The 19989-nt window shown below is 71.4% G+C and carries 19 protein-coding genes; 13 read left to right on the forward strand and 6 right to left on the reverse strand.

Annotation, left to right across the window (positions count from 1 at the left end):
- Positions 1-47: 47 nt before the first annotated feature.
- A complete protein-coding gene (locus ACFYOY_RS37890; RefSeq protein WP_351901441.1) occupies positions 48-1103 on the reverse strand; it encodes an alpha/beta hydrolase in 1056 nt (351 codons plus the stop codon).
- A 152-nt stretch (positions 1104-1255) separates the two neighbouring features.
- The gene (locus ACFYOY_RS37895; RefSeq protein ID WP_351901439.1) at positions 1256-2278 is read right to left on the reverse strand and encodes a 2-hydroxyacid dehydrogenase; all 1023 of its coding nucleotides are present in this window, start codon (positions 2276-2278) and stop codon (positions 1256-1258) included.
- Positions 2279-2466: 188 nt separating this feature from the next.
- Here ACFYOY_RS37895 and ACFYOY_RS37900 point away from each other — a divergent pair, with 188 nt between their 5' ends.
- From ACFYOY_RS37900 to ACFYOY_RS37925, 6 genes are read left to right on the forward strand one after another with little or no spacing between them, the layout of a single operon-like run.
- The gene (locus tag ACFYOY_RS37900) at positions 2467-4119 is read left to right on the forward strand and encodes an ABC transporter substrate-binding protein (protein WP_388592174.1); all 1653 of its coding nucleotides are present in this window, start codon (positions 2467-2469) and stop codon (positions 4117-4119) included.
- A 1-nt stretch (position 4120) separates the two neighbouring features.
- Positions 4121-5050: an ABC transporter permease gene (locus ACFYOY_RS37905; protein WP_351901435.1), complete on the forward strand. Its 930-nt coding sequence runs from the start codon at positions 4121-4123 to the stop codon at positions 5048-5050.
- 14 nt (positions 5051-5064) lie between these two features.
- A complete protein-coding gene (locus ACFYOY_RS37910; RefSeq protein WP_351901433.1) occupies positions 5065-6033 on the forward strand; it encodes an ABC transporter permease in 969 nt (322 codons plus the stop codon).
- Positions 6030-7043, forward strand: coding sequence for an ABC transporter ATP-binding protein (locus ACFYOY_RS37915; RefSeq protein WP_351901431.1), 1014 nt, complete (start codon positions 6030-6032; stop codon positions 7041-7043). Before ACFYOY_RS37910 ends, ACFYOY_RS37915 begins: the two co-directional genes overlap by 4 nt.
- The gene (locus ACFYOY_RS37920) at positions 7036-8100 is read left to right on the forward strand and encodes an ABC transporter ATP-binding protein (RefSeq protein ID WP_388592177.1); all 1065 of its coding nucleotides are present in this window, start codon (positions 7036-7038) and stop codon (positions 8098-8100) included. Before ACFYOY_RS37915 ends, ACFYOY_RS37920 begins: the two co-directional genes overlap by 8 nt.
- A complete protein-coding gene (locus tag ACFYOY_RS37925; RefSeq protein ID WP_388592179.1) occupies positions 8097-8813 on the forward strand; it encodes a sulfite exporter TauE/SafE family protein in 717 nt (238 codons plus the stop codon). The genes ACFYOY_RS37920 and ACFYOY_RS37925 overlap by 4 nt, the downstream gene beginning before the upstream one ends.
- A gap of 60 nt (positions 8814-8873) precedes the next feature.
- Here the strand turns inward: ACFYOY_RS37925 and ACFYOY_RS37930 are convergent, their stop codons facing one another.
- The 3 genes from ACFYOY_RS37930 to ACFYOY_RS37940 form a co-directional block, all read right to left on the reverse strand.
- A complete protein-coding gene (locus ACFYOY_RS37930; protein ID WP_388592181.1) occupies positions 8874-9194 on the reverse strand; it encodes a hypothetical protein in 321 nt (106 codons plus the stop codon).
- Positions 9195-9248: 54 nt separating this feature from the next.
- Positions 9249-9944, reverse strand: coding sequence for a DJ-1/PfpI family protein (locus ACFYOY_RS37935; protein WP_351901423.1), 696 nt, complete (start codon positions 9942-9944; stop codon positions 9249-9251).
- A 145-nt stretch (positions 9945-10089) separates the two neighbouring features.
- On the reverse strand, positions 10090-11121 hold the full coding sequence (locus tag ACFYOY_RS37940) for a LacI family DNA-binding transcriptional regulator (RefSeq protein ID WP_388592183.1): 1032 nt from the start codon (positions 11119-11121) through the stop codon (positions 10090-10092).
- A 110-nt stretch (positions 11122-11231) separates the two neighbouring features.
- Here ACFYOY_RS37940 and ACFYOY_RS37945 point away from each other — a divergent pair, with 110 nt between their 5' ends.
- The 4 genes from ACFYOY_RS37945 (at position 11232) to ACFYOY_RS37960 (ending at position 15325) form a co-directional block, all read left to right on the forward strand.
- Positions 11232-12410 (forward strand): phytanoyl-CoA dioxygenase family protein, encoded by a 1179-nt coding sequence (locus ACFYOY_RS37945; protein WP_351901419.1) that lies wholly within the window; start codon positions 11232-11234, stop codon positions 12408-12410.
- A gap of 16 nt (positions 12411-12426) precedes the next feature.
- The gene (locus ACFYOY_RS37950) at positions 12427-13203 is read left to right on the forward strand and encodes an SDR family oxidoreductase (protein WP_388592185.1); all 777 of its coding nucleotides are present in this window, start codon (positions 12427-12429) and stop codon (positions 13201-13203) included.
- A gap of 98 nt (positions 13204-13301) precedes the next feature.
- On the forward strand, positions 13302-14306 hold the full coding sequence (locus tag ACFYOY_RS37955) for a Gfo/Idh/MocA family oxidoreductase (protein WP_388592187.1): 1005 nt from the start codon (positions 13302-13304) through the stop codon (positions 14304-14306).
- Positions 14303-15325 carry a Gfo/Idh/MocA family protein gene (locus ACFYOY_RS37960; protein WP_388592189.1) on the forward strand — a complete coding sequence of 341 codons (1023 nt, stop codon included), beginning with the start codon at positions 14303-14305 and terminating at the stop codon, positions 15323-15325. Before ACFYOY_RS37955 ends, ACFYOY_RS37960 begins: the two co-directional genes overlap by 4 nt.
- A 66-nt stretch (positions 15326-15391) precedes the next feature.
- Here the strand turns inward: ACFYOY_RS37960 and ACFYOY_RS37965 are convergent, their stop codons facing one another.
- Positions 15392-16003: a TetR/AcrR family transcriptional regulator gene (locus tag ACFYOY_RS37965; protein WP_351901413.1), complete on the reverse strand. Its 612-nt coding sequence runs from the start codon at positions 16001-16003 to the stop codon at positions 15392-15394.
- A 232-nt stretch (positions 16004-16235) separates the two neighbouring features.
- On the opposite strand from ACFYOY_RS37965, the gene ACFYOY_RS37970 reads away from it, so the two are divergent.
- The 3 genes from ACFYOY_RS37970 to ACFYOY_RS37980 are packed head-to-tail and all read left to right on the forward strand — an operon-like array spanning position 16236 to position 19929.
- Positions 16236-16793: a 2Fe-2S iron-sulfur cluster-binding protein gene (locus tag ACFYOY_RS37970; protein ID WP_351901411.1), complete on the forward strand. Its 558-nt coding sequence runs from the start codon at positions 16236-16238 to the stop codon at positions 16791-16793.
- On the forward strand, positions 16790-17782 hold the full coding sequence (locus ACFYOY_RS37975; protein ID WP_351901409.1) for a xanthine dehydrogenase family protein subunit M: 993 nt from the start codon (positions 16790-16792) through the stop codon (positions 17780-17782). Before ACFYOY_RS37970 ends, ACFYOY_RS37975 begins: the two co-directional genes overlap by 4 nt.
- Positions 17779-19929 carry a xanthine dehydrogenase family protein molybdopterin-binding subunit gene (locus tag ACFYOY_RS37980; protein WP_351901407.1) on the forward strand — a complete coding sequence of 717 codons (2151 nt, stop codon included), beginning with the start codon at positions 17779-17781 and terminating at the stop codon, positions 19927-19929. Before ACFYOY_RS37975 ends, ACFYOY_RS37980 begins: the two co-directional genes overlap by 4 nt.
- Positions 19930-19989: the final 60 nt, after the last annotated feature.

Here is a 19989-nt window from a genome sequence, read left to right on the forward strand (position 1 = left end):
CGCGCCGTGGCGGCGCCCGATGGCTGCCCGTGACGGCTCACGGTGGCTCAGAAGCCGTCCACATCGACGACGGCTTGGGCGAATGCCTCGGGCGCTTCCTGCGGCACGTTGTGGCCGATGCCCTTCAGAGTGCGGTGCTCGTATATGCCCGTGAACTTGTCGCGGTAGGCGGCGCCGTCCCCGGCGGGGGTGAAGGGGTCCAGCTCGCCGTCGAGGGTGATGGTCGGCACCCCGATGCCGGGGGCCGCGGCAAGCCGCTTCTCCAGGCCGTCGTATCGCGGATCGCCATCGGCCAGACTTAGCCGCCAGCGGTAGTTGTGGAGCACGATGTCGGCGTAGTCGGGGTTGTCGAAGTCCGTCGCGGTGCGGTCGAAGGTCGCGTCGTCGAACTCCCATGACGGCGAGTTGAACTCCCAGATGAGCCTGGCCAGCTCGCGCCCGTTGGCCCGCAGTCCGAGCTCGCCCCGCTCCGTGGCGAAGTAGTACTGGTACCACCATGCCCATTCGGCCTTCGGGGGCAGCGGCTTCTTATTGGCCTCGCGGTTGGTGATCAGGTAACCGGTCACGGAAACCAGGGCCTTGCAGCGATGCGGCCACAGAGCGGCGATGATGTCAGCCGTCCGGGACCCCCAGTCGTAACCGGCGAGGAGCGCCCTCTCGATCCCCAGAGCGTCCATCAGGGCGATGATGTCGAGGGCGATCACGGACTGCTGGGCGTTCCGGAACGTCGACGCGGAGAGAAAGCGCGTCGTGCCGTGTCCGCGCAGATGCGGGACGATCACCCGGTAGCCCTCCGCCGCCAGCAGGGGCGCGACATCGACGTAGCTTTGGATGCTGTACGGATAGCCGTGCAGGAGGATGACCGCGGGGCCGTGTTCGGGCCCGGCTTCGGCGTAACCGACGTCCAGCACACCTGCCTTGATCTGCTTGATCGACGTGAAGGACGTGTTCGTCCCCGGTGTGGCCGCGGGCGCGGCCATCCCCTTCTTCGCGTCAGGCCCTGCTGTCGAGGCCGACGCCGTGAAGGCGCCGAACAGACCGGACAGGGAAGCCACGCCCGCCCCCGCGCCGACGGCCTTGCCCATATTCCGCCTGCTGATCATGTGACCCATCTCGCCCATCCCGCCCGTCTCTTCCGGTGTCGATGGGTGAGGAGCCTGCCACGACCGGCGTCACCTGTCAAACCGGTGACGCCCGGCGTGAGTCAGGGTCAGGGCAAGGCCGGGCAGGCGCGCCTCCTGGAGGTCGGTCGAGGTCAGTCCGTCTTGTCACCGCCGCCCGGCGTGGCGGCCTGCTCACGACCGCCGCGCACCACATTGCCGAGGGGCTCCCCCTGGTCCAGCCGGTTGATGTTGGCCGCGATATCCGTGGCGCGGGCCGCGAAAGTCTCCTCGGTGTGGCCCGAGTTGTGCGGTGTCATCACCACATTTTGCAGGGTGTGGAACGGCAGGCGGCTCGGCGCGTGCGGAGGGCCGGCCCACCAGACGTCCAGGGCAGCGCCGGCGATGGTGCCGGCCGAGAGCGCCTCGTACAGCGCCTCCTCCTGGACGACCGGGCCACGGGCGACGTTGACGAGGAGGGACCGCGGGCCCATCGCGGCGAGTTCGGCCGGGCCGATCAGTCCGCGGGTCGCGGGGCTCAGCGGAACGGTGACCACGACGATGTCGGATCCCGCCAGCAGGTCCGAGAGCTGCTCCGGGCCACCCACCCAGTCGGGGCGCAGGCCCTCCGGCAGGGGGGCCGACGGATCGCGGCGCACCGCCCGCACCCCCAGGCCGACCGCCTGGCACAGCCGGCCGATCTCCCGCCCCGTCTCGCCGAAGCCGATGACTCCGACACGGCGGCCCCGCAAGGTGTCCCCGAAGGGCAGCGCGGAATCCACGGCGACGTTCCGCCACCGTCCCGCGCGCAGCTCCCGGTCGGCCGCGAGCACACGCCGGGACAGCATCAGCACGCACATCAGGACGTGTTCGGCGATCGACCTGCCGTGGTGGTGGGTGTTGGCCACGATCACATCCGGCCCCAGGGCCTCCAGGGGGATGCCGTCGTAGCCCGCGCCGACGACATGGACGAGGCGGAGTCGCCGGGCTCGCCGCGCGTCGTCCTCGGTGAGCTGGGAGCCCACATACACGTCGACGGCGGCGATGGCGTCGGCGATCCGCGCCGCGTCCCAGTCGGAGGCGTCCAGCCACTCGTGCGGGCCCTCGGTCCGCGCCCTCAGCCGCTCGGTGAACCTGCTCAGGATCCGGTGGTTGAGCATGATGCGCATACTGGCCATGACCGCCGTCCTCATATGTAGCCGCTGTTTTCATTCCTGCACAGGGCTCGTGAGGCTGTCAACGCTGCGGTTGCCCCGACTATCACCCCGTCCACCTGCGCCTGTTGTCAGATCTCTTGACGCCCCGGCGCCTCAGGTTTAGCTTCAGCGTCCACAAATACAGACCGGGTACGCAAGTGTAGACAGCCATGTCGACTGTCGTTCTCGGGCGGCAACCCGCCACCACCCTCGGAGATACGCCGACGATGAAGTCCTCCGTACCCTCCAGTCCGCGCCAGGAACGGGGCCGGGCCCATACAGTTCTCGCCCTTCTGGCCACGGGCACGATGCTGCTCACCAGCGCGTGCGCCGTGGCGAACAGTGACACGGCGGGTGATGCCGGCAGCGCGGACGGGCGCACCCTGCGGGTGGTCCTCACCCAGGAACCGCCGACGCTGGAGCCCTGTGAGTCATCGCTCACCGCGACCGGTGTCGTCGTCCGCTCCAACATCACCGAACCGCTGGTGGAACGGGACCCCACCTCGGGCAGGCTGGAGCCGCTGCTGGCGACCGGCTGGCGGCAGACGAAGCCCACGACGTGGACCTTCGACATCCGCCCGGGTGTGACCTTCCAGAACGGGCAGCCGTTCACGGCGAAGGACGCCGTGTTCTCCATCGACCGCGCCGTCAACTCCGATCTCGCCTGCAACGTGGACGGCTATGTCTTCGGCGACGCGAAACTCGATGTACGCGCCGTCAGCCCCACCCGGCTGACGGTCACCACCGAGAAGACCGACCCCATCCTCCCGCTGCGGCTCAGCTTCGTCGAGATCGTGCCGCGCACCACCGACACCAAGGCCAAGGTGCGCATACCGATCGGGACCGGGCCCTACGCCGTCAAGGCGTGGCAGACCGGTGTCTCGATCTCCCTTGCCCGCAACGCCGACTACTGGGGGAAGGCTCCGGCCTATCCCCGGGCCAGGTATGTCTGGCGAAGCGATGCGAGCGTCCGCGCGGCGATGATCGACAAGGGCGAGGCCGATATCGCGACGGCGCTGGACCACATGAGCGCCGACAAGGGCAACACCCTCGCCTACCCCAACAACGAGACGACCGCCCTGCGTCTGGACGGCCGTGAGGCGCCGCTCAACGACATCCGGGTGCGCAAGGCGATCGGCATGGCCGTCGACCGCAAGGGCATCATCGGCGCGCTTCTCGGCGGACTGGCCAAGCCCGCCGCGCAATTGGTCCCGCCCGGCGTGGTGGGCCACAACGATGACCTCGCCCCCGCTCCGTACCAGGAGGCCGCCGCCCGCGCGCTGGTGAAACAGGCGGCCGCCGACGGCGTCCCGGTCCACCGGCGGATCACCCTCGTCGCGCGCAACGGCATGTTCGCCGGAATCGCGGAAGTGACCGAGGCCCTGCAGTACGAGATGGCGCGAGTGGGGCTGAACGTGAGGATACGCATGGCGGACACCGCCACCCATCTTCAGTACCAGCTGCGTCCGCTGCCCCGCGGTGTCGGGCCGGTGGCGCTGCTGATCATGCACGGCAACCAGGCCGGGGACGCGGCCTTCACCACGAGTCAGTACCTGCAGAGCGACGGCCCCCAGTCCACCTTCGGCACCAAGGACCTCGACCGGCGCATCGCCGCGGCGGACGCGCTGTCCGGCAAGGCCCGGCAGAAGGCGTTCGCCGACGTGCTCGCCTACCAGAACACGTCGGTCGTGCAGTATGCCTACCTGGCTCATATGCGCGGGTTGCTCGGACTGTCGCCGTCGGTGCGGTACCGCCCGGACTCCGCCACCGGGGACGAGATGCGGCTCTCCGAGGTCAGTCCCGCGACGGCGGGGAGGCGCTGACATGACGTCCTTCCTGCGCAAGCGCATCGTCTCCAGCGCGATCCCCCTGGTGTTCGTGGTGCTGGGCGTGTTCTGCCTGGCCCGCCTGACCGGCAGCCCCGTCGACCTCTACCTCCCGCTGAGCGCGACCCCCCAGCAGCGCGCGGAATTCTCCGCCGCGCACGGCTTCGACGACTCCATTCCGGTGCAGCTGTGGGACTACCTCACCAATGCCGCACAACTCGACTTCGGCACCTCGCTGCGCACCGGGGAGTCCGCCGGTTCGATGGTGCTCAAGGCGTTCCCCGTCACGCTCCAACTCGCCGGGATGACCATGCTCCTGGCGATCCTCGGGGCGCTGCTGGTCGGAAGCCTCGCCGCCTACCGGCCCAACTCGCTCATCGACCGGATCGCCGGTCTGCTGTCGATGACCGCGGCCAGCATCCCCGACTTCTGGTTCGCGATCATGGGTGTGCTGGTCTTCGGAGTGGGCCTGGGCTGGCTGCCGACCTCCGGCACCCTGGGCGGCCCCGAGATCTGGGTGCTGCCCATCGCCACCCTGCTGATCCGTCCGTTCGGCGTGCTGGTGCAGGTGGTGCGCGGCAGCATGGTCGGCGCGCTGTCCGCGCCCTATGTCAAGGTCGCGCGCAGCAAGGGAGCCGACCCCAAGCGCGTGGTGTTCGGGCACGCCCTGCGCAACTCCATCACGCCCGTGCTGACCGTCGCCGGGGATCTCACCGTCGGTCTCGTCAACGGGGCGGTGATCGTGGAAACGATCTTCGGCTGGCCGGGGATCGGCAAGCTCATGATCGACTCGATTCTGCAGCGCGACTTCGCGGTGTTGCAGGCCGCCGTTCTGATCACGGCGGTGACGATCTTCGCGCTGAACATCGTCGTCGACGTCTGCCACGCCCTGATCGACCCCCGAGTGCGCCAGGCGGTGCCGGCGTGAGCGAAGGAGCCACCATGACCGAGCCCGCCGATCCCGACGGCCGTCCCTCCGGCGAGGCCGCCCCGTCACCCACCCGACCGCCCCGCTGGTGGCTGCTGCTCGGCCGGGACCGGGGAGCGGCCGTCGCGGCCGTCGTCCTCGCCGCGGTGTTCCTGGTCGCGCTGTTCGGCCGGCTGTTCATCGGGGACCGAGCGGTGCGGCAGGACCTCCGCGCCTCGCTGCGCCCGCCCTCCCTCGACCATGGCGTCTACGGGCTGCTGGGCACCGATGTGCTGGGACGCAGCGTGCTGGCCCGGCTGGTGGACGCCGCCGGGACCACGCTGTTTGTCGCGGTGCCCGCGGTGCTGTGCTCACTGCTGATCGGCTCGGCGCTGGGGCTGTGGGCCGGATACCACGGGGGGATGCGCGAGAACGTGGCGATGCGTGTCGCCGATGTCATCCTCAGCTTCCCGTCCCTGCTGATCGCGGTCGTCGTGCTGTATGTCTTCGCGCCCAGCGCGATGAACATCGTGCTGATCCTCGCCATCGCGCGCGTCCCGGTCTATCTGCGCACCGCCCGCGCGGAGTCGGCCGAGCTCAGAAGCCGTCTGTTCGTCGACGCGGCCCGGACCTTCGGCACACCGAGCCGGAACATCATCTGCCGGCATATTCTGCCGATCGCGCTGCCCACGCTGCTGACGGTGGCCACGCTCGACTTCTGTTTCGTCATGCTGACCGAGTCGTCCTTGAGTTTCCTCGGCATCGGCATCCAGCCCCCCGATGTCAGCTGGGGGCTGATGGTGGCCCAAGGGCGCCAGTACCTTCAGACGGCCTGGTGGATCGCCGTGCTGCCGGGCTTCGCGATCGTGCTCACCACGGTGTCGGCCACGGTGCTCGCCGCCTGGGTCCGCCTGGCCACCGACCCCGCCCAGCGCTGGCGGCTGACGCTGCCCCGGAAGCGGCGCGGCAGCCGCGCCGCTGTTCCCTCGGAGATGATCGCGTGAAGCCCTCCACCCTGCCCGCGCCCGCCGCCACCGGCGATCCCGCACTCGAGGTCGAGGGGCTCTGCGTCGATCTGCGGACCCCCTCCGGCACTGTCCGTGCCGTGAACGGCGTCGGCTTCAGCGTGCGCAAGGGGCGCACACTGGCGCTGCTGGGCGAGTCCGGCTGCGGGAAGTCGATGACCGCGCTGTCCATCGTCGGGCTGCTCGACCCGACGGCCGAGGTGACGGGCGGATCCGTGCGGGTGTCCGGCACCGATGTGCTGCGGTTGGGCCAGGCGGGGCGCAGAAAGCTCGCCGGGCCCGTGCTGTCGATCGTCTTCCAGGACGCGCTGACCGCGCTCAACCCCGTACAGCCGGTCGGCAGACAACTCGCCGAGCCGTTCCGGATCCATCGCGGGCTCTCGCGGCGCGATGCCCGGGAGAAGGCGGTCGAGCTGATGGCCCGCGTCGGTATCCCCGAGCCGCGGCTGCGGGCCCGTGCGTACCCGCATCAGTTCTCCGGCGGAATGCGCCAGCGGCTGCTGATCGCGATGGCCGTCGCGCTGGACCCCGATGTGCTGATCGCCGACGAGCCCACGACCGCGCTCGATGTCACCGTGCAGGCGCAGATCATGCGGCTGCTGCGGGATCTGCAGACCGAGCGGGACATGGCGCTCGTGCTGATCACCCACGATCTGGCGGTGGTCGCCCAGCGCGCGGACGATGTCGTGGTGATGTACGCGGGCAATGTGGTGGAGACCGGCCCGGTCGCCGAGGTCTTCTCCCGCCCCCGCCACCCGTACACGAAGGGATTGCTCGATTCGGTGCCCGAACACGCCGTCAGGGGCGGCCCGTTGCCCGCTGTGCCGGGGAGCCCGCCCGAACTCAGCGCGGTCCCGTCCGGTTGCGTCTTCCAGGCCAGGTGCCCGCTGGCCGAGGAGCGCTGTGCCCGGGAACGCCCTCGTCTGCTGTCCGTCGGGGCCTCGCGTTCGGCCGCCTGCCACTTCTCCGAGGAGCTCGACCGTGCCTGAGACGCCCCGCACCGACACCACGGCCGCGGGCCCGCGGACCGATGGCTCGGCCGCTCCCGCGCCACTGCTCGAAGTCCGCGGTGTGACCAAGTCGTTCGGCCATGGCCGCCGGCGCCTGACCGCGCTGGACGGAGTCGATGTGCGGGTCGGGCGCGGGGAGACCCTCGGGCTGGTGGGCGAGTCCGGATGCGGCAAGTCGACCCTGGCTAGAGTGGTGCTCGGGCTGGAGCGGCCGGACTCGGGGACGGTGCGCTTCAACGGCACCGATCCGTTCACCCTCAAGGGCAAGGAACTGCTGGCCTGGCGGCGCCGGGTGCAGATGGTGTTCCAGGACCCCTTCGCCTCGCTCAACGCCCGGATGTCCGCGGCCGACCTCATCGGCGAGCCGTGGCGCACCCACCGCGACATCGTGCCCACGACGCAGGCGCGGGAGCGACGGGTCCGTGAGCTGCTGTCGCTGGTCGGGCTGCGGGAGAGCGACGCCCACCGCTACCCGAACGAGTTCTCCGGCGGGCAGCGGCAGCGCATCGGCATCGCCCGTGCGCTGGCTCTCGACCCCGACCTCATCGTGTGCGACGAGCCCGTGTCCGCGCTGGACCTGTCGGTGCAGGCCCAGGTGCTCAATGTCCTCTCCGAGCTGCGGGGACGGCTCGGTGTCTCCTACGTCTTCATCTCCCATGACCTGTCCGTGGTCCGGCATGTCTCCGACCGGGTGACCGTGATGTATCTGGGCAAGGTCATCGAACACGGCCCCACCGAGAACGTCTTCGACCGCCCCCTGCATCCCTACACCGCCGCCCTGATGTCCGCCGCGCCCACACTCGGCGTTTCCGGGCAGGCCCAGGACGACGACGAGATCCAGCTGCGCGGGGAGATCCCCTCCCCGTACGACATCCCGTCCGGCTGCCGGTTCCGCACCCGCTGCTGGAAGAGCGAGGCCCGGTGCGCCGAGCTCGCCCCTCCGGTCGTCACCCGTGACGGCACGGCGGACCCCGGGCAGGAGCCGCATGAGGGCCTGTGTCATTTCCCGCTGGGCGCCGGGCCGACGGAAGCATGAGCCCGCCGGAGTTCAGCCTGCTCTTCATCGCGGTGGCGGTCGGGGCGCTGTTCCAGGTCTCCATCGGCTTCGGGCTCGGCCTGCTGGCCGCCCCGGTGATCGCGATATTCGACCCTTCGCTCACCCCGGTGGTGGTCCTGCTGCTCGCCACCGGGGTCACGGCCGCGGTCCTGGTGCTGGAGGGCGGCCACCTGGACCTGCGGGGCGCGGGATGGGCGCTGGCCGGACGAGTGCCGGGCGCGGTGGGCGGCGCGGCGCTGGTCGCCGTGCTGCCCGCCCGGCAACTCGCCCTCCTCGTCGCCGTGGTCGTCCTCGCGGGCGTCGCGGTGAGTCTGCGCGGCTTCGTGCCGGCGCCGCGACGGCGTTCGGTGCTGCTGGCCGGCCTGATGTCGGGGCTGATGGGCACGGCGACCTCCATTGGAGGGCCGCCGATGGCCATGGTCTGGCAGCGCCTGAGCGGGCCGCGGCTGCGCGCCACGATGAGCGGGTTCTTCCTGGCCGGTTCCGTGATGAGTCTGGCCATCCTGGCGGCGACCGGAGCGGTGCACACGTACAGCCTGTGGCACACCGCCCTGCTCGCCCCGGCCGCGGCGATCGGGGTGCTGCTCGCCCGCCCGCTGTCGAGCAGACTGGACATGCGGCGCACCAGGGGCGTCGCCATGGTGCTCGCGGTGGCGAGCGCGACCGTGCTGGTGATCCAGCAGTTCGTCTGAGCCGAGCCGCGTGTCCGCTGCTGCCCCGGACCCGGCGCGTTTCCGTTGAAACGGGGAGGCTCAGCCCTCCGCTGCCACGGGGGCGGCCCGGCGCTCTCCGGTGACCTTGGAGGAGGGCAGCCGCCCGGCCTTGGAGGTGCCGGTCATCGTCTCGCCGTCGACCGTCATCGTGAACGCGAGGTTCAGACGCATGGGCTTGGTGATGGCCTGACGCCAGGTGAGCCGGTCGCCCTCGAGCGCCACATCGGTCAGCGGGACATCCTCCCCCGCGCCGTGGGCCGTACCGGTCAAGGTGCCGTCCTCGTCGCGGAATTCGGCCACGGCCTTGATCCGGCCGATGGGTGTGGACATGGACAGATCCCAGGTGCCTTCAATGGACATGGTGGTGTGCTTCCTTACGGTGGATCGGGGCGGATGGCGCTGGAGGCGGTGTGGTCACAGGGCGACGGGCGACGGCCCGTGGTGGCGCCAGGGGGTGCCGCGGCGCTCGTAGGCGAACAGCTCCTCGACGGCGTGGGCGATCCGCGGCCCCAGTTCGCGCTCCAGCAGGTACAGGCCCAGATCGAGCCCGGAGGTGACACCGGCGCCGGTGACGAGGTCGCCGTCGTCGACCACACGGGCCCTGACCGCGTTGACACCGGTGGCGTCCAGCATGTCCAGGCCCATGTGGTGGGTGGTGGCGTAGCGCCCCTCCAGCAGACCGGCCATGGCCAGGACGAGCGAACCGCCGCACACCGTGGCGACGGTCACCTCCGGACGGTCCATGGCCGCCTTCAGCAGCCCCGGCAGGCCGGTGTTCACGGCGCGGCCCAGAATTACGGGAATGAACTCGTGCTCCCGCCACTCGCCCGCAGCCGCGTCCGCGTCGAGATCGGGGACCTCGCCGGGTTCTCCGATCCGGCCGGCCGCACCGGGGACCACCACCAGGTCGGCCGTCGCGGGATTCAGGGCGGCCGTGGCCCGCAGCGGCACACCGCCGACCCCGCTCACCACCTCACGCGGTCCCTCGGCGGACACCAACTCGGCGCGCAGCGCTCCCCCGGCAGCCATGCCACCGGCGACCAGCACTTCGTAGGGGGCGAGCACATCGAGGAGGTCGAAGCCGTCGAACAGGACGATCTGGGCGAGCATGAAATCTTCCCTCACATGCGGTGATGGCCAGTCTGTCTGGCCCTGTCCCGACGCTACGCAAGGGTGGAAACGGCTCCCAGTGGCACGAGCGACATGGTTCAACGGAATATCGCCAGCGGGCCGGAGGGTGCCGCGGGCAAGCGTCTCAGGCCGCGTCGGGTGGCATGTTGTACGGCGTGACGACCTGGATGGGCGAGGGCAGGGCGGGGCCGTCGTCGGGCAGGGCTCCGTGGGCCCGCATGATGATCTGGCAGGCGCGGCGCATGTCCTGGCGCAGGTCGTGGTGGAGCACCGCGGACAGCCGGCGCTCGCGCAACAGCCGGGTGTTGTCGTGGTCGAGGTCGTGGGCGATGAACACCTCGTAGGCGCGGCCCAGTTCCTCGAAGGCTTGAATCGTGGCGGTGTTGCCGCCGCCGATCGAGTAGACCGCCCTGATCTCCGGGTCGCGGCGCAGCGCCCGCAGGACCAGCTCCCGCTGGGTGGCGTCCAGACCGTCGCTGTCGGTGACCTCGACCAGTGTGCGCCCGGGATGGGCGTTGCGCAGGGCGCTGCGGAACCCCATCTCGCGTTCCTCCTCCCCACGGAAGAAACCGCGGCTGATGGTGGTGAGCACATTGCCGGGGCGGTCGCCGAGCCACTGTCCCAGGAGGTATGCGGCGGTGGCCCCGGCGGCGCGGTTGTCGATGCCGACGTAGGACCGGCGCGCGCTGCCGGGCAGATCGGTCACCAGGGTCACGACCGGTGTGCCCACGGCGGTCAGACGGCCCACGGCCGCCGTGACCTCCGGGACGTCGGGCGCCTTCAGGACGATCCCCTGGGAGCCGCCGCGCGCGGCGATGCGGTCCAGCGTGGCGATCAGCTCCTCGACCGGACCGGTCTCGCGGAAGTGGAAACGCGACCGCATCACCGCGGGGCGCAGCGCCGGCAGCTCCGCCTCCAGGGCGGCGCGGACCGCCAGGGAGAAGCGCTCCGGCGCCTGCATCACGATGTCGATCATGAAGGTGCGGCCGCCGATGCGGACCTGGGTCCGCTGCCGGTCCAGGTCCTTGATCGCCTGGTGGACCTCCCGGGTGGTGCTCTCGCGCACGCCGCCCCGGTTGTTCAGGACCCGGTCGACGGTGGCCTCGCTCAGGCCCGCCTGCCGGGCGATCTCCCGGATCGGATACGGATGGGACATCGGCGCGCCTCCATGAGGGGTTTTTGATGGACTGCTGAGGATTGCCCGATGCTCGGCTGATCACAACACTGACAGAAAGCCGCAGCCCACGGGAAGGATCGCAAAGCATCATGTCCCTCGTCGCTCCGAGGTCTCACGTCTGGCTCAGTGAGGCCGACTGCACTCTCGACGCCTTCCGCACCCTGGTCGAGCGGACCACCGACCCCGGCGACCACCCCGGCGCCGACGCCGTGGAGCGACACGTCCCCGTCTACGACGGCGACCGCCTGCGCGCGCGGGCCGCCACGGCGTCCGGCCGCCGGGAGGCGCAGGCGGAACTGGTGGACGCCCTGCTGGACGGCCCCGGCATCGTGGTGTTCAAGGGCGCCTTCCCCGACCCGTCGGTCCTCGACCGGGCCACCGAGGCGTTCACGACGCTGATCGAGGAGGAACGGGCAGCGGGCTCGGCCCGCGGTGACCACTTCGCCGAGCCCGGCACCAACGACCGGGTCTGGAACGCGCTGGAGAAGCTGGCCCTGGGCGCGCCGGAGGTCTTCGCCGACTACTACGCCAACGACCTCCTCGCCCTGGTGGCCACCGCCTGGCTGGGCCCCGGCTACCAGATCACCTCACAGATCAACCAGGTCAACCCGGGCGGCGCGGCGCAGAGCGTGCACCGCGACTATCACCTCGGCTTCCTCTCCGAGGCGGGGGCCGCGGCCTATCCGGCCCATGTCCACCGGCTCTCCCCCGTGCTGACCCTGCAGGGCGCGGTCGCCCACTGCGCCATGCCCGTCGAGTCCGGCCCGACGCTCTACCTGCCGTACTCGCAAGCGTACGAGCCCGGCTACCTGGCCTGGCGCCGCCCGGAGTTCATGGCCTACTTCGCCGAGCACCACGTCCAGCTCCCGCTGGAGGCGGGCGACGCGGTCTTCTTCAACCCCGCGCTCTTCCACGCCGCCGGGCACAATCACTCCACGGACATCCGGCGGATGGCGAATCTGCTGCAGATCTCCTCCGCCTTCGGCCGCGCCATGGAGACCGTCGACCGAGCGGCGGTGGTCGACGCCGTCTTCCCCGTGCTGCGGCAGCGCAAGGCCGAAGGCGCCTCCGAGGACTGGCTGCACAACGTCGTCGCGGCGTGTGCCGAGGGCTACCCCTTCCCCACCAACCTCGACCTCGACCCGCCCGTCGGCGGCCTCGCCCCGGACTCCCAGGCCGACATCGTCCGGCGCGCCCTGGAGCAGGACTGGACCCCGGACACCCTGCGCGCCCAGCTGCGGGCCGGCGCCGAGCGCCGCGAGAGCTGAAGGAGACGGACCGCACATGGGACTACTGCAGGACAAGATCGTCCTGGTCAACGGCGGCAGCCAGGGAGTCGGCGCCGGCATCGTCCGCGCCGCCGCCAGTGAAGGGGCCACGGTCGCCTTCACCGGACGCCGCCCCGACGTCGGCGAGCCGCTGGCCGGGGAACTCACCGCCCAGGGGGCCACCGCCTCCTTCCTCCGCGCCGACCTGGCCGATCCCGCGCAGGCACGGGGCAGCGTGGAGGAGGTGGTGGCGGCCCACGGCAGGATCGACTGCCTGGTCAACTCCGCCGGGCTCACCTCGCGCGGGACGCTGCTGGACACCACCCCCGAACTCTTCGACGCGCATATCGCGATCAATCTGCGCGCCCCGTTCTTCGCCATGCAGGCGGCCGTCGCCGACATGGTGGCCAGGAAGGCTCCGGGCACGATCGTCAACATCATCTCCAACTGCGCACACGGCGGGTATCCGTTCCTGGCGCCGTACTCCGCCGCGAAGGCCGGGCTCGCGGGCCTGACCCGCAACGCCGCCCACGCGCACCGCTGGGACCGCGTCCGTATCAACGGCCTCAACATCGGCTGGACCGAGACCGAGGGCGAGGACGCCATCCAGCGCGCCTTCCACGGCGCCGGAGACGACTGGCGCGAGGAGGCGGCCCGCGCCCAGCCGATGGGCAAGCTCGGCCAGGTCGACGAGATCGCCGAATTCGTCGTCCTCCTGCTCTCCGACCGCAGCGGCGTCGTCACCGGCTCGGTCATCGACTGGGACCAGATCGTCCTCGGCGGACTCGGCTGACCGCCGCGCCGCACCGTCACAAGCGACACCGCCACAAGCCGCACAGTCAGAAACCCGCGCCCTCACCACCCGCACCATCAGAAAGGGCACAACTCCCCATGCGTATCGGCATTATGGGCCTGGGCCGGATCGGCGCCTTCCACGCCGAGACCCTGTCCACGCTCGACGCGGTGGATTCCCTCGTGGTCACCGACCCGGTCGCCGCTACCGCCACCACCGCCGCCGAGCGGTTCGGCGCCCGGGCGGTCGCCTCACCGGAGGCCCTGCTCGCCGCAGGTGTGGACGGCGTCGTGATCGCCGCGGCGACCGACGCCCATCCCGAGCTCATCCTCGCCGCCGTACGGGCGGGCCTACCGGTCTTCTGCGAGAAGCCGGTGGCGCGCACGATCGAGGAGAGCCTCGACGTCCTCCGCGCGGTGAGGGACAGCGGCGTGGAGGTCCACATCGGCTACAACCGGCGCTTCGACCCCGGGTATGTGGCGGCGCGGAGGGCGGTGGTCAGCGGTGAGCTGGGGCCGCTGACCACGGTGCGCTCCACCACCTTGGACCCCGAGCCGCCTCCGGCCGCCTATGTGGCCGTCTCCGGCGGCATCTTCCGCGACTGCGCCGTGCACGACTTCGACAGCGTCCGCTGGATCACCGGCCGCGAGGTCACCGAGGTCTACGCGACCGGCGCCAACCGCGGCGCCGAATACATCGCGGCCGCCGGGGACGTCGACACCGCCTCCGCCCTCCTCACCCTGGACGACGGCACCCTCGCCGTGGTCTCCAACACCCGTCACAATCCACGCGGTTACGACGCCCGCCTGGAGCTTCACGGCATGACGGACAGCATCGCCGCAGGCCTGGAGGACAAGCTGCCGCTGCGCTCCGTCGAACCGGGCGCCACCTTCCCCGGCGGCACACCGCACCACTTCTTCATGGACCGCTTCGCCACCGCCTACCGGGCCGAGCTCACCGCCTTCACCGAGGTCGCGGCGGGTCTGCGGCCCTCTCCCTGCACCGTCGCCGACGCCGTCGAGGCCGGCTGGATCGCCGAGGCGTGCACGCTGTCCCTGCACGAGCACCGCCCCGTGAGCATGGAAGAGGTACGGAAGGCATGACGACAGCCGAGCCGCTGCGCATCGGGATCCTGGGCGCCGCCCGGATCTCCGGGCTCTCCATCGTCGGCCCCGCCCGTGCGGGCGGCCCCCGCCTCGTCGCGGTGGCCGCCCGCACCCGCGACCGGGCCGATGCCTTCGCCGCCGAGCACGCCGTCGAGCGCGTCCTCGGCTCCTACGCCGAGGTGATCGGCGACCCCGAGGTGGAGGTCGTCTACAACCCGCTGGCCAACAGCCTGCACGGCCCGTGGAACCTCGCCGCCCTCGCCGCGGGCAAGCACGTCCTGAGCGAGAAGCCCTCGGCGAGCAACGCCGAGGAGGCCACCGAGGTCCGCGACGCCGCCGCCAAGGCGGGCACCGTCTTCATGGAGGGTTTCCACTACCTCTTCCACCCCGTCACCCGCCGCCTCCACGAACTGCTGGGCTCCGGGGAACTCGGGGAGCTGCGGCGCGTCGAGACGATGGTCGCCATGCCCGCCCCGCCCGGGTCCGACCCCCGCTGGTCCCTCCCCCTGGCCGGGGGCGCACTCATGGACCTGGGCTGCTACAGCCTGCACGCGCAAACCATGCTCGCGCCCTGGGCCGGTGGTCCCCCGCACCTGGTCACCGCCCGCGGCGGCGCACGGCAGGGCGCACCGGACGTCGACGAGTGGCTGGACGCGGAACTGGCCTTCCCGAACGGCGCCACCGGATCCGCCCGCTGTCATATGGCATACGGGGACTGGCGGATGAGCTTCCGGGTCGTCGGCTCGCGGGGCGAGGCCACGGCCGTGAACTTCGTCCAGCCCCACCTGGACGACCGCGTCCTGGTGCGCACGGCCGCGGGTGAGCGGACCGAGGAGCTGGGCAAGCGCTCCTCGTACACCTACCAGCTGGAGGCGTACGCCGCTCACCTGCGGCACGGCGCGCCGCTTGCGCTGGACGCGGAGGACGCGCTGACCACCATGTCCCTGATCGACGCGTGCTACCGCACCGCCGGGTTCCCGCCCCGGCCCCGCACCACGGCTCGCGTCTCGGGCTGAGCACGCACGCACGGGGGCACGGTCGCCGGCGGGCCCCCGCCGGTCGGCCTGCCCCCGGCCGCCGGCTCAGCTCTCCGTGTCGGCCGTCGGCCCCGGCCGGGCCGCCGCGGGCGCGCCCACGCGCAGTCCGTCCATGACCAGATCCAGAAGCCGTCTGGCGCGCACCGGCCCCTCGTCATCGGGGCTGATCTGCCACAGGCCGGAGATGGCGAGCAGGAAGTCGTCGGTGGTCACGTCCGGGCGGATCGTGCCGACCTCCTCGTTCGCCTTCAGCAGAAGCGCGACGGCCTCGGTCATCTGGCCGTGTCCCGGTTTCTTCTGGCCGCAGGCGGTGCTGAGGGCCTTGTGCAGCGCGTCGGCCAGACCGGCCTTGGCCATGGCGAACCGGGCGAGGTGCCCCATCCACTCCCGCAGCGCCTCATCGGGCGCGCGGGTACGGAGCAGCTCGGCCGCGATGTCCGCGACCTGCAGCATCTCGTGGCGGTAGATCTCCAGCACGAGGGCCTCGCGGCTGGGGAAATTGCGGTACAGCGTGCCCTGCCCGACGCCCGCCTTCTTCGCGATGGTGCTCAGCGGGACATCCGCCGAACGGGTCAGCTCCGCCAGCGCCACTTCCAGGATGCGCTCGCGGTTCGCTTGCGCGTCCGAGCGCAGACGCGCGTCCTTCTCTGTCCGCACTCGTCCTCCTTCCGGACACCGCCAAAGCGCCGACCTTGCCCACCGGACAGCTGTCCGCTAAGTTTCATGCACAGCGGACAAGTGTCCGCTTAGGTACACCTTACCGGCTGAAACGGCCCGTGGGGATGGCCGGAACCGAGCGCCGAATGGCATTCTCACTCATTCCCACCCCCCCGGGACCTCCTCATTGGATGACTTCGACGCGCACCACATCCGCGAAAGAAGGCTGATCATGGCCCCATCGACGTCCAGCGTCATCACGCTGACCATCAACGGCGAGAAGTACACGCTGCCCGTCGACCACCGCACCACCCTGCTCGACGCCCTGCGTGAGCATCTCGACCTCACCGGGACCAAGAAGGGCTGCGACCAGGGCCAGTGCGGGGCCTGTACGGTACTGCTCGACGGCCGCCGGGCCGTCTCCTGTCTGCAGCTCGCGGTGGCAGCCGAGGGCCGCGACGTCACCACGATCGAGGGCGTGGCCGACGGCGACCGGCTGCATCCGGTGCAGCAGGCGTTCCTCGACCTCGACGGCTACCAGTGCGGCTACTGCACCCCGGGGCAGATCTGTTCCGCCCTCGCCGTGATCGAGGAACATGCGGCGGGCTGGCCGAGCGCGGCCACCGCCGACGTCCGCCCCGAAGCGGGGCCCCCACCACTGACCCCCGATGAGATCCGGGAGCGGATGAGCGGCAACCTGTGCCGCTGCGGCGCATACGTGTCGATCGTGCAGGCGGTCGCGCAGGCGGCCGAGGTGCAGGCGACCGGGACCGAGGAGGCCGTCGCATGAAGGAGTTCGGCTACCAGCGCGTCCTCGACGTGTCCGAGGCGATCGCGGTACTCGGCGCCGACCCCGACGCACGGTTCCTCGGCGGCGGCACCAATCTGGTCGATCTGATGAAGACCGGCATCGAGCGGCCGGGACGCCTCGTCGACGTACGCGAACTGCCCCTGGACGGCATCGAGGCGACGCCGGACGGCGGTCTGCTCATCGGCGCCACCGTCACCAACAGCGATCTCGCCGCCCACCCCGAGGTACGGCGCCGCTACCCGGCCCTCGCCCAGGCCGTCCTGGCCGGTGCGTCCGGGCAGCTGCGCAACATGGCCACCGTCGGCGGGAATCTTCTCCAGCGCACCCGCTGCGGCTACTTCACCGATGTGGCGGGGCCCTGCAACAAGCGCCTCCCCGGCAGCGGCTGCCCGGCCATCGAGGGCGAGCACCACAACCACGCGATCCTCGGCGCCTCCGAGCACTGCGTCGCCACCCACCCCTCGGACATGGGGGTCGCGCTCGCCGCCTTCGACGCCGTCGTGCGGTACGAAACCGCCGACGGGCCGGGCGAGTTGCCGCTGGCGGACTTCTATCTGCCGGTGGGCGACACCCCGCACCTGGAGACGGCGCTGCCCTCCGGCGCGCTGATCACCGGCGTCACCCTGCCCCCGGCCCCGGTCGCCGCGCACTCCCGCTACCGCAAGGTCCGCGAGCGCGCGTCCTACGCCTTCGCGATCGGCTCGATCGCCGCCGCCCTCGACGTCCGGGACGGCGTCGTCCACGAGGTCCGCCTCGCCTTCGGAGCGGTCGCCTCCCGGCCGTGGCGGGCCCTGGAGGCCGAGCGGGCGCTGGCCGGAGGCCCGGCGACCGCCGAGGCGTTCGCCGCCGCCGCGGACGCGGAGCTGGCCGCCGCCGAGGCACTGCCCCACAACGGATACAAGGTGCCGCTGATGCGCAACCTCGTCGTGGCCCTGCTGACCGAACTCACCGAGGAGGCCGCCCGATGACCACGACGACCGGAACCACCACGACGACGGGGGCCCTCGGCACCGCGCGCACCCGCGTCGAGGGCCGGGAAAAGGTCACCGGGGCGGCCCGCTACTCGGGCGACATCCCGCTGCCCGAACTCGCCCACGGCTGGCTGGTGTTGTCCACCATCGCCCGTGGCCGGGTCCGCTCGGTCGAGGCCGACTCCGTCCTCGCCATGCCCGGGGTCCTCGCGGTCCTCCACCATGAGAACGCCCCGCGCGTCAGCCTGGACTACATGGGCATGATCGGGCCGCCCGACCCGATCATCGGGGTCTTCCAGCACGACCGTGTCCCCTTCCGGGGCTGGCCGGTGGCGCTGGTCGTCGCCGAGCGGCCCGAGCAGGCCCGGGAGGCCGCGGAAGCGCTGGTGGTCCAGTACGACCAGGAGTCGCACGACATCGACTTCTTCGCCGGACACCCCGAGGTGTACACCCCCGAGGACTCGCCGTTCGGGCCGGCGGAGACGACGAAGGGCGACATCGAGGCCGAACTCGCCGCCTCCACGTTCGTCGTGGACGCCGAGTACACCACCCCGGAAGAGCACCACAACCCCATGGAGCCGCACGCGGCGACGGCCCACTGGGACGGCGGCCGGCTCGAGGTCCTCGACTCCAATCAGGGCACTACGTACGTGGCCGGTGAACTCGCGCAGATCTTCTCCCTCGACGCGGAGTCGGTGCGGGTGCGGTCCGAGCACGTCGGCGGCGGCTTCGGTTCCAAGACGGTCCGCCCGCACCAGGTGGCCGCCGCCATGGCCGCGACCATCCTCGACCGTCCGGTCCGCGTCGTCATGACCCGCCGCCAGATGTTCTCGACCATCGGCTATCGCAGCCCCACCGCGCAGCGGGTCCGGCTCGGCGCCGACGCGTCGGGGCGGCTGCGCGCGCTGGACCACCGGTCCGAGTGCGTCACCTCGACCGTTCACGAGTTCATCGAGCGCAGCGCCACGGTGGGGCGCGTGATGTACGACGCCGACGCGCACCACACCAGCGACCGGGTCGTACGGCTCGATGTGCCGACCCCGACCTTCATGCGCGCTCCCGGAGAGGCACCGGGCTCGTTCGCGCTGGAGTGCGCGCTCGACGAACTCGCCGAGGCATCCGGCATCGACCCGATCGCGCTGCGGGTCCGCAATGAGCCCGACCGGGGCCCCGTCTCCGGCCTGCCGTTCAGCAGCCGCAATCTGGTGGCCTGCTACGAGGAGGGCTCCCGCCGGTTCGGCTGGGCGGACCGGGATCCGCGTCCGGGGCTGCGCCGCGAGGGACGGTGGCTGCTCGGGACCGGTATGGCGGCGGCCAGCTTCCACTCCGGGGCCGGCCCGTCCACGGCGGGCGTGACGGCGGAGGCGGACGGCACCTTCACCGTGCGCATCAACGCGGCGGACATCGGGACCGGAGCCCGGACCGGCATCGCCCTGGTCGCCGCGGATGCCCTGGCGGTGGATCCGGACCGCGTCCGGGTGGTCATGGCGGACAGCGACCTCGGCCCGGCGATGATCGCCGGTGGCTCGATGGGCATGCGCTCCTGGGCTTGGGCGGTGTCGATCGCGGTGCGCGAACTGCGCGAGCGGCTGGCCCTGGGCGGCGACATCCCGCCGGAGGGAATCACCGCGCGGTCCGACACCTCCGAGGCGATCGGCGCCCTCTCGAAGAAGGAACGGCACTCCTTCGGGGCGCAGTTCGCCGAGGTGGCCGTGGACGTCACCAGCGGAGAAGTCCGGGTGCGGCGGATGCTCGGGATCTTCGCGGCGGGCCGGATCGTCAACCCCCTGACCGCGCGCAACCAGCTTGTCGGCGGGATGACCTGGGGCATTTCCATGGCCCTGCACGAGGAGGCGGTCCGGGACCGGGCCTCGGGCGGCCATGTCGGCCCGGACCTCGCGGGCTATCACTTCGCCGCGAACGCCGATGTGCCGCTCATCGAGGCGGACTGGGTGGACGACCCGGACCCGGACGACCCGGTCGGCATCAAGGGCGTCGGTGAGATCGGCATCGTGGGAGCCGCGGCGGCCATCGCCAACGCGGTGTGGCACGCCACCGGCGTCCGCCACCGCAACCTGCCGATCCGCCCGGACCGGGTCCTGTCGGCGGGGACGAGCGTGCCGGAGCCCGGCCACCGAGGCTGACCCCGCCCTCGAATGATCGGCGCCGGCCGGGCCCACAGCCCGGTCGGCGCCGAACTCTCG

The sequence above is a fragment of the Streptomyces sp. NPDC007875 genome (assembly GCF_042868035.1).
Taxonomy (GTDB): Bacteria; Actinomycetota; Actinomycetes; order Streptomycetales; family Streptomycetaceae; genus Streptomyces; species Streptomyces antimycoticus.